Source organism: Propionivibrio pelophilus DSM 12018 (genome assembly GCF_059569095.1).
Genome location: NZ_JCANUT010000086.1, coordinates 1 through 8,264, shown reverse-complemented (window position 1 = coordinate 8,264; position 8,264 = coordinate 1). Strand labels below are relative to the sequence as shown.

Below are 8,264 nucleotides of genomic sequence, written 5' to 3'. Positions count from 1 at the left end.
CCCGCAGGAGTGCGCCCGTGCCGGGCGCACAAAAAAAACCCGGAACCGCCAAACGGTTCCGGGCCTGCCCGAATCATTTCACCCCGGAACGAACGCTCGTCGGAGCGCCCGATCCGGGAAACAGCACATCAGCCGATCGAGAACACCAGCGAACCGGCACCCGAGTTGAGCGCGACACTGATCGGCATCTGCTTGGCAACGGCGCCCCACAGCTGGCGCGGCCCCGGCGAGCAGAACAGGTCGTCCGCCGCCCAGTCGGCACGGCGAGATACAAAGTACTGCATGGCCGGCGAATCCATCTTGACCAGCGCCTTCTCGATGACGAACTCGTCCTTGCCGTGCCGGCGCTCGATGTTGAGCAGGCCGGTCAGCGGAATGGCGCGGGGCACGCCGCCCTGGTCGAGGTCGGTCACCGTAGCCATGTAGCCGGAGCGGCCATCGAGGATCAGCGAGCCGGCGGTCAGGCCGAGGTTGTAGGTGTAGGCGGCGTCAAACAGCGTCGGCGCACCGCAGCGCCCCTCGTAGCCAAGGAAGTGGCAGTGGGTGTGGAACGGCGTATCCGAACTAATTTCCTTGGCCCGAACCTTGACCATGTCGACCAGCAGCTGCTCGGTCGGGATCAGCGACACTTGCAGGTTGCCGTGCGAATCGCGCTCGGCGAGCAGCATGTCGACGACGTAGCCCGGCAGCGAGGCGAGCAGCTTGGCGTTGTCGGCGCTCAGTTTGTCCATAACGAACGCCGGCTTGGCAACGTCATCCAGCTTGGCGAAGGCATCGGCGTGATGCGCGAGAACGTCGTTCAGCTGGGCGATCAGCGCGTTCATTTCCGGGATGAACTCGATCAGCCCTTCCGGTACGAGTACCACCCCGTGGGTGATTCCTTTGGCGGCGCGGGCGACCACGGCTTTGGCAATCTGGTCGACGATCGATGCCAGCGACTGCTTCTTCGCGGCAACTTCTTCGGAAATGATGGTGACCGCCGGCTTGGTCTGCAGCGCGACCTCGATGGTCACGTGCGACGCCGAACGGCCCATCAGCTTGACGAAGTGCCAGTATTTGAGCGACGAACGGGTGTCCTGCAGGATGTTGCCGACCATTTCGCCGTAGATCTTGGTCGCGGTATCGAAACCGAAGGAAATCGGCAGCAGGTCACCGATCTGCAGGTCGCCGTCGATGGTCTTCGGCACGCCGATCACCTGCACGCCGGAGCCGTCGGCCTTGACGCCCTTGAACAGGTACTCGGCGAGCACGGCAGCGTTGGTGTTCGAATCGTCACCGCCAATGACGACGATGGCGTCGAGGTTGTGCTTGATGCAGGTCTGCTTGACTTCGTTGAACTGCGCGTCGGTCTTGATCTTGGTGCGATCGGTGCCGAGGAAGTCGAAACCGCCGGTGTTGACGACCGTTTCGATATCGGCATCGGTGATCTCGAACAGGTTGCCCTTGATCAGTCCCTTCGGACCCGGCTTGACGCCGAACAGGGTGTTGCCGGCGCCCAGCGCCCGCTTCAGGCCGACGACGACGTTATGCCCGCCGGCGGCCGGACCGCCGGAAAAGAGAACAGCGACGCGCTTGCCTTGAGCCGCCTTCGGGTTGGTGCCCGAGGAGGCGAGAACGACGTTGCCGGACGCCTGCACGGAATTGGGAAAGCTCTTGGCGACGCTGTCGCTGTCCTTGGTACTGAGCACCCGCTCGGTGCTGGCAAAGGTTACGGCCTGCGGCTTGGCGGCATCACCAAACGCGGAACATACCGGCAAGGGCAGCGCGCGGACTGCCGACTCGAAAACCGAATTGTGCTGTTCCATCTTAACTAGCTGATCTGACAACGTGCTCATTCTTTATTCCTTGGATGAAAAAAATGGGGGGACAACGACGCAGCTTCAACCACGGCACGATGGGCGCGGCACGCACCGACCCTGACCGTGCAACGATGCCGTAAATGGCAAAATCGCCCGATTTTACCCTATGAACTTTCGCAAAGTCTTTTGAAACGCTGTTTCAAAAACCCTTGAGCAGAGCGCCTTGCGCGGTAAAAGCATGAAAACAGCGTCTATGCGCAAGGCAAGGCAGGATTGAGGACCAAAAGGCCAGACTTGCGCATCCGCCAGAACCCTGGAATGGGAATTTCGCCCGATGCCATCCTCTACCTGGATGGCGCCAACGTCTACGAGACCTTGGCCCGTGAAGCAGGGGGCGCCCATGCTCGATAACGACACCGTTCGGCACACGTCGGACAAGGCTCGGCTCACGGGAACCGTAGGCGACCTCATGGGTTACGACTTTATCGACACCAGTGGAAATCCATCATCGCCATCGTTGCAATCCCGGGTTATTGGGCTCTCATTGCCCGACTTGAGGCGCATACCCAACGTAATCGCAATCGCGGCGGAGCCGACGAAAGTAACGGGTATTCTTGGCGCATTACGTACGGGAGTCATCGATATCATCGCGACAAGTACGTCGAATGCGCTATCTGTACTCAGCTTGGACAAAATACCCAGAGACAAAGAGACTGTTGTTTAACGAAGTCTCTGCTTTCCCCCGGAACCGTGATCCAACGGCTCGATACGAAAACGCGCTCCACATGGGCAAAATGCAGGGATCTTCTATTATTGGAGTAACGAGGAGCGGATCCCTTCTTTCTCCATATTCATCTGGAGTCTTCGATTAATCAGTAAATGGCGTATTCACTGCTCAAGAAAACACATGTCCGTGCACAAGCGGCTACCTGACGAAGGGGATGGCCATGAAATTGAGCGAGTTTTTTTCAAAAGCACCAGACGAACAGCCAATTGGTGCCAGTAGCGAACAGGAGGAGCTGGAACGTTTCCGTATTCGCGACAATCTGACCGGCGTATTCAATGAAGAGTTTGTCCGGTACATGCTGAGTAATCAAATCAGTAACGGTCGTCGTTATGGGGCGATATTCACCATGGCGGTAATTGACATTGATCACTTTTCCCTGCTGTGTGCCGAATATGGGAAATCGACGAGCGACGCCATTCTCGCCGTTGTGGCGAAGATGATCGGTGGAAAATTGCGAGAGACTGATTTCGTCGGCCGCATCGGCGACAACGAGTTTATGGCTGTTCTGCCCCACACCGATCTCAGCACCGCGCTCATCCCCCTTGAGCGTTTGCGCGAAGCGGTCAAAGCACAATCCTTCTCCCCTGGAGACTTGAAGGTAACGATCAGCGGCGGCGTGACTGAATACACGGGAGAAACGCCCAATGCGATGATTGAACACGGCAAGAGGCTTCTCATCAACGCAACCGATTCCGGCGGCAACCAATATTGCTTTGATATAGACGAGGCATAGTCGCCTGGAAAATCATCGTAGATACACAGCCCGATAAGGGCATGAACGGACGACAAGTCTGAGGGAGGGCGCCATGGCCATGTTCGCCAACTCGGTTTTTGTAGGCCTTCTGAGTGCAGCGCTGTACTTTATCGGTTACGTTCAGGATTCGACTTTTTTGCAGATACTGAATCTGCCAGCAGAAGAGTTTGTGAAGCGGCCGGAAGATCTCATTCACGACGGATTTCTTCGGGTCTTTTCCGGAGGCGCGGTCGGGGTAATTGTTGCTTTCGCGTCGGGATATCTATTTTTCAGGCTTCTTGTCTTCTTCCTGAGCAAAAAAATCAGGTTTGTAAGCGAAAGAGAAACTCAAATAAAAGAGCTTTCCGGAAAAGCCGGCCCATTAGTTTTCCTGGTGATGCTCATCGTGGCGATCAATTATGCAGTGGGTGACGCCATGAATTGGGGCGGCGCTTTTGCTGACGCTGTATTCAGCAAGACGATGCCGGTCAGGAATGAGCTGCTCTTCATCGATCACAATAGACCGACGCTCAAAGGCAGGTTAATTCGTGCCTCGTCCGGTTCCTATGCCTTTCTGGATATCGAGAGCAATTCTGTTCTTGTCATCAGAAGAGATATTGTCGAAACAATCAAATGCAGGGTTTTTAGAGCAAAGGATTAGTTTTCGCCAAAACTCAGCCGACGAGCTCGACCTGCTGCTGGGCGAGCAGCGACAAAAGCGGCTCGGCCGGTTTCTCATCGGAGAACAGGATGTCGATGTCGGAGGTCTTGCCCAGTTCGACAGACGCCGAGGCGCAGAACTTGGTGTGGTCGACCGCGATGAAGACCTGCTTCGAGTTGGCCATCATGATTTTCATCACCGCGACTTCGTTGACGTCGAAGTCGAGCAGCGTTCCTGCCTGGTCGATCGCCCCGGTGCTGCCGATGTAGAAGTCGGCGCGGAACTGCCGGAGGAATTCCTGCGCTCCCGGCCCGACGATGCCGCTGTTCTGCGGACGCACCATGCCGCCGGGGACAATCACTTCAAAGTCGCGCCGTTTGTAGAGCAGTCCCGCCACGCGCAGACAGGTGGTGATCACGCGCAATTCCTCGCGCGCCAGCAACTCCCGGGCCACGCATTCGATGGTTGTTCCGGCAGACAGGAAGACAGTGCTCCGATCGGGGATTCGCTCGGCAACGGCCAGGGCGATCCGGCGCTTCTCCTCGACGAGCAACACCTCGCGCTCCTCGAGTTCCCGGAAGGCATTGTTTCATTTCCGCGAGGGCGAGACTCCCTCGCGACCGCCGATCCGGGCAGCCTGCCTCGGCGACGGATTCACAGCTCCTTGTGATGACCAGAGCGCGGGACTATGCGCAATCATCGATAAAAAGGCAAGGAGCCCGCCTGCAGCCCCCTGCCCGGTCGTGCGCAACAGCAGCGCCTATTTCATGTTCATGACGGCTGCTTTTTCGTCGTCGATCTTCTTCGATGCGGCGGCGATGTACTTTTTCAGCGCGGCGAGGAAATCCTTGCCCTCTTCCTTGTACTCGTTCAGGTACCAGTCACGAATCGGCTTGGCCTGTTCGCGGAACTTGGCCATCTCGGCCTGCGTCGGGATGTAAACCTTTCCGCCGGACTTGCGGAAGTCTTCGTAGGCCTTGAGCTCCTTCCACGGTTGAACGCCGAAGGTCACGTTGGCGAACAGACGGGCGCCATCGAGAACGACTTTCTGCTCATCGGCCGTCAGCTTCTTGAACTTGTCGCTGCCGATGACCCACATGTTGGTCATGTAGGCGTTGCGATCGAGCGTCAGGTACTTCATCGCTTCGTTCAGCTTGGCCGAAGTCACGTCGCTGATCGAGTTGAGCGATCCTTCGATAACGCCGGTCGTTGCTGCGGTATAAACCTCCGACCAGGGCAGCGGCGTCGGCGAGGCGCCCATGTTGCGGACAAGTGCCTGCTGGATCGGCGACTCGATGGTGCGGATCTTCGTTCCCTTCAGGTCGTCCGGCGTTTTTACCGCACGAGCCTTCGTCACGATGCCGCGCCAGCCACCGGTCTGCCCGATCGCCATCAGCATGATCTTTCCCGGCGTCGCCTTCATCACCCGGCCACGGATATCCTGCTCGAGCGGTCCTTGCAGGACTTCCTGGACGACGCGGTCGGAATTGAAGAGATACGGAATATCGAGCGCCTGGATCGGCTTCCAGAGCACCGAGGCACCGCCGGCCGTACCGTTGTAGATATCGACCACGCCGGCCTTCATCGATTCGAAGCACGCCAGCGCACACCTTCGCGCCATACACCTGCTCCGCACGCTTCGGCCCAAGGCTCACTGCACCGTCGACTGAGCGGACCTTTTCTGCGGAAAACCGAACCCTTCATCGAAACTGCTTTCGGCTACCATCCGCCGTGGCCGTATCGGGATAATCGCCGGCTTCCTCACGCGTGCCTCCGCACACGGACTCGACTATAATCCCGCGGCTTCCGACCGGCTACCGCTCTACGTGTCGGACCGCTTCATCCCACCGGTTTTCGCAGCATCCCCAAGCATCAATCACCATTACTTTTCTGGAGAGTCATCAATGAGCGTCGCTGAAACCCAACGCATCAAAATTGGGATTGCCAACCCCACCGCACTGGGGCTGTTCGGACTGGCCATCGTCACATTCGTCGCCTCGTCGCAAAAGCTGGGCATCACCAACGGACTGTCGTTCGTCATCGTCTACGCGATCTTCCTCGGCGCCACCGCCCAGCTGATCGCCTGCATCCTCGACTTCATCTACGAGAACATCTGGGGCGGTACCGTCTTCGGCGCCTACGCCTTCTTCTGGTACGCCGTCGCCGTGGCCTGGATGATGAAAATGGGGGTCTTCGGCCCCGAACTCGCCGCCGCCTGCGACGTCAAGCAACTCGGCTTCGCCTTCCTCGGCTATCTGATCTTTTCGGTCATGATGACGATCGGCGCCATGGAAGTCAGCAAGCTGATCTTCACCATCATGGTCGTCATCGACGTGCTGCTCGCCGCGCTGGCGCTCAACGCCTTCGGCGTCGCCCCGCACCTCACGCACACGATCGGCGCCTGGGCGGAAATGATCACCGCCCTGCTGTCGTTCTACGCCTGCTCGGCGGTTGTGCTGAACACCTTCTTCGGCCGCGTATTCCTGCCGGTCGGAAAGCCATTCGGCATCTTCAAGTAACAAAAGCGAACCCCGGGCGACAACGCCCGGAGTCACCGCAACAGCCAAGCCTCCCTCGCGGAGGCTTTTTCATGCCTGCCTACGAACACTCTTCGCCAAATGCGCAGATGTTCTTTTCCGGCGGCTGTTCGTCACAGTTCTCGCCAAAGGCACAAATCTTCTCCTGCGGCAGTTTTTCGTCGAGAAGCGCTCCAAACGCGCCGATCGGATCGACGGCAAGAACCTCCTCGCAATCCTCTCCGAACGCACAAATAGTCGTCTCGGGCGCCTTCTCCTCGCAATCCTCGCCGAAGGCACAGATTTTCTGAACCGGCGGAGTTTCGACCAGCTCCTCGCCAAAATCGCCAATTTTCGTCATTGCGGTCTCCCTTTTAGGACGTCTGTGCTTTCTGAGATCACAATCGCCGGAAAAAATTCCGCACCCGGCCGGTTCGAGCGCGCAGAAAAAGCGGCTGGCGGGATGTCCCGCAGCCGCCTTCACTTCTAAACGGGCAGTTCAGGCCGGGAATTGCGCGAAATTCTGCCCCGTCGATGCGATCACCCCGAGCCAGGCCGGGCTGTTGAGGTCGAGCTGTTTCTTCTGCCCGGCCAACAGGCTGATCGGCACATGAGTGAATACGCCGTGATGCTGGCCGATCACGAGACCGGTCTTGCCGGCCATTGCGGCATGGACGGCGTTGCGCGCATAGAAATCGCAGAGCACGGCATCGTCGGCGCAGGCCGGGACGCTGCGGATCATGTAGCTCGGATCGAAGTAGCGCAGGGCGAAGGGGATCCCCTCGGCCTTGAAATAGGCTTCGATGCGGTCGCGCAGGAAGATGCCGATGTCCTTCGACTTGAGGTTGCCGGAGGCGTCGTACTTGTCCTCACCGCCGCTCATCAGGTGCTGGCCGGCGCCTTCCGCCACCAGGATGACGGCGTGCGCCCGGCGCAGCATGCGTTCCTTCAGCGCTTCGAGGAAGCCGTCTTCGCCGTCGAGGACGAAGGGCACCTCGGGCACCAGCGTGAAATTTACGTCCTGGCTGGCCACGGTCGCGCCAGCGGCGATGAAGCCGGCGTGACGGCCCATGATCTTCACCACCGAGATGCCGTTATGCACGCTGTGCGCTTCGGTATGGGCGCAGGCGATCGCCTTGGCGGCTTCCTCGACGGCGGTCACGTAACCAAACGTCCGGGTGACGAAGGCGACGTCGTTGTCGATGGTCTTCGGCACGCCGACCACGGCCAGGGCATGGCCGCGCGAGCGGGCCTCTTCGAACAGTTCGGCGCCGCCGCGCTGGGTGCCGTCGCCGCCGACGACAAAGAGGATGTCCACCTTGCGCCGGATCAGGTTATCGACCGCCACGCTGACGTCGACCGGCCCGCGCGAGGTGTTGAGCACCGTGCCGCCTTCCTTGTGGATGTCTTCGACGAATTCCGGCGTCAGCGGGATCGGCTCGGAGCCGCGCCAGGGATCGAGCCCTTGATAACCGTTGGTGAAGCCGAGGATCTCTCGCACACCATAGCCGTGGTAGAGCTGCAGGACGAGCGAGCGGATGACGTTGTTCAGGCCGGGACACAGGCCACCGCACGTCACGATACCGGCGCGGGTTTTTTTCGGGTCAAAAAACAGTTTCTCGCGCGGCCCGGCGACTTCGAAGAAGAGTTCTTCCTTCGGCGGCGCATCAGGATCGACGATGACGCTGAAAGGCACGCGCGCCTTGTCGCTGACATGGTAATCGAGCGGTGACGGGTAACGGGCTTCGCCCAGTACGGTGATGTCCAT

At 59.1% G+C, this 8,264-nt stretch carries 9 protein-coding genes; 4 read left to right on the top strand and 5 right to left on the bottom strand.

What is annotated here, in order from left to right; translation table 11 throughout:
* Positions 1-128: 128 nt before the first annotated feature.
* On the bottom strand, positions 129-1,835 hold the full coding sequence (locus tag BO74_RS19955; RefSeq protein ID WP_496444966.1) for a diphosphate--fructose-6-phosphate 1-phosphotransferase: 1,707 nt from the start codon (positions 1,833-1,835) through the stop codon (positions 129-131).
* 364 nt (positions 1,836-2,199) lie between these two features.
* Between BO74_RS19955 and BO74_RS19950 the strand changes: the two genes are divergently transcribed.
* From BO74_RS19950 to BO74_RS19940, 3 genes are all read left to right on the top strand, one after another.
* Positions 2,200-2,523 (top strand): sugar-binding domain-containing protein, encoded by a 324-nt coding sequence (locus BO74_RS19950; protein WP_496444965.1) that lies wholly within the window; start codon positions 2,200-2,202, stop codon positions 2,521-2,523.
* Positions 2,524-2,746: 223 nt separating this feature from the next.
* Positions 2,747-3,319, top strand: a complete 573-nt coding sequence (locus BO74_RS19945; protein WP_496444964.1) for a GGDEF domain-containing protein — start codon at positions 2,747-2,749, stop codon at positions 3,317-3,319.
* A gap of 73 nt (positions 3,320-3,392) precedes the next feature.
* Complete coding sequence (locus BO74_RS19940) at positions 3,393-3,980, top strand: hypothetical protein (protein WP_496444963.1); 588 nt, start codon at positions 3,393-3,395, stop codon at positions 3,978-3,980.
* Between the two features lie 13 nt (positions 3,981-3,993).
* Here the strand turns inward: BO74_RS19940 and BO74_RS19935 are convergent, their stop codons facing one another.
* Together BO74_RS19935 and dctP are read right to left on the bottom strand one after the other, a co-directional pair.
* Entirely contained in the window at positions 3,994-4,536 is a 543-nt protein-coding gene (locus tag BO74_RS19935; RefSeq protein ID WP_496444962.1) for a DeoR/GlpR family DNA-binding transcription regulator, read from the bottom strand.
* Between the two features lie 204 nt (positions 4,537-4,740).
* Positions 4,741-5,601, bottom strand: coding sequence for a TRAP transporter substrate-binding protein DctP (dctP, locus tag BO74_RS19930; protein ID WP_496444961.1), 861 nt, complete (start codon positions 5,599-5,601; stop codon positions 4,741-4,743).
* Positions 5,602-5,884: 283 nt separating this feature from the next.
* Here dctP and BO74_RS19925 point away from each other — a divergent pair, with 283 nt between their 5' ends.
* Complete coding sequence (locus tag BO74_RS19925; RefSeq protein WP_496444960.1) at positions 5,885-6,499, top strand: acetate uptake transporter; 615 nt, start codon at positions 5,885-5,887, stop codon at positions 6,497-6,499.
* 79 nt (positions 6,500-6,578) lie between these two features.
* Here BO74_RS19925 and BO74_RS19920 read toward each other — a convergent pair whose 3' ends face one another.
* Together BO74_RS19920 and BO74_RS19915 are read right to left on the bottom strand one after the other, a co-directional pair.
* On the bottom strand, positions 6,579-6,857 hold the full coding sequence (locus BO74_RS19920) for a hypothetical protein (protein WP_496444958.1): 279 nt from the start codon (positions 6,855-6,857) through the stop codon (positions 6,579-6,581).
* 138 nt (positions 6,858-6,995) lie between these two features.
* Positions 6,996-8,264, bottom strand: a 1,269-nt coding sequence (locus BO74_RS19915) for an ATP-dependent 6-phosphofructokinase (RefSeq protein ID WP_496443382.1), incomplete at its 5' end; no start/stop codon positions are given.

Coding starts and splice junctions, on each gene's coding strand:
- BO74_RS19955 (WP_496444966.1), bottom strand. CDS start 1,835: ATGAGCACGTTGTCAGATCAGCTAGTTAAGATGGAACAGCACAATTCG.
- BO74_RS19950 (WP_496444965.1), top strand. CDS start 2,200: ATGCTCGATAACGACACCGTTCGGCACACGTCGGACAAGGCTCGGCTC.
- BO74_RS19945 (WP_496444964.1), top strand. CDS start 2,747: ATGAAATTGAGCGAGTTTTTTTCAAAAGCACCAGACGAACAGCCAATT.
- BO74_RS19940 (WP_496444963.1), top strand. CDS start 3,393: ATGGCCATGTTCGCCAACTCGGTTTTTGTAGGCCTTCTGAGTGCAGCG.
- dctP (WP_496444961.1), bottom strand. CDS start 5,601: ATGGCGCGAAGGTGTGCGCTGGCGTGCTTCGAATCGATGAAGGCCGGC.
- BO74_RS19925 (WP_496444960.1), top strand. CDS start 5,885: ATGAGCGTCGCTGAAACCCAACGCATCAAAATTGGGATTGCCAACCCC.
- BO74_RS19920 (WP_496444958.1), bottom strand. CDS start 6,857: ATGACGAAAATTGGCGATTTTGGCGAGGAGCTGGTCGAAACTCCGCCG.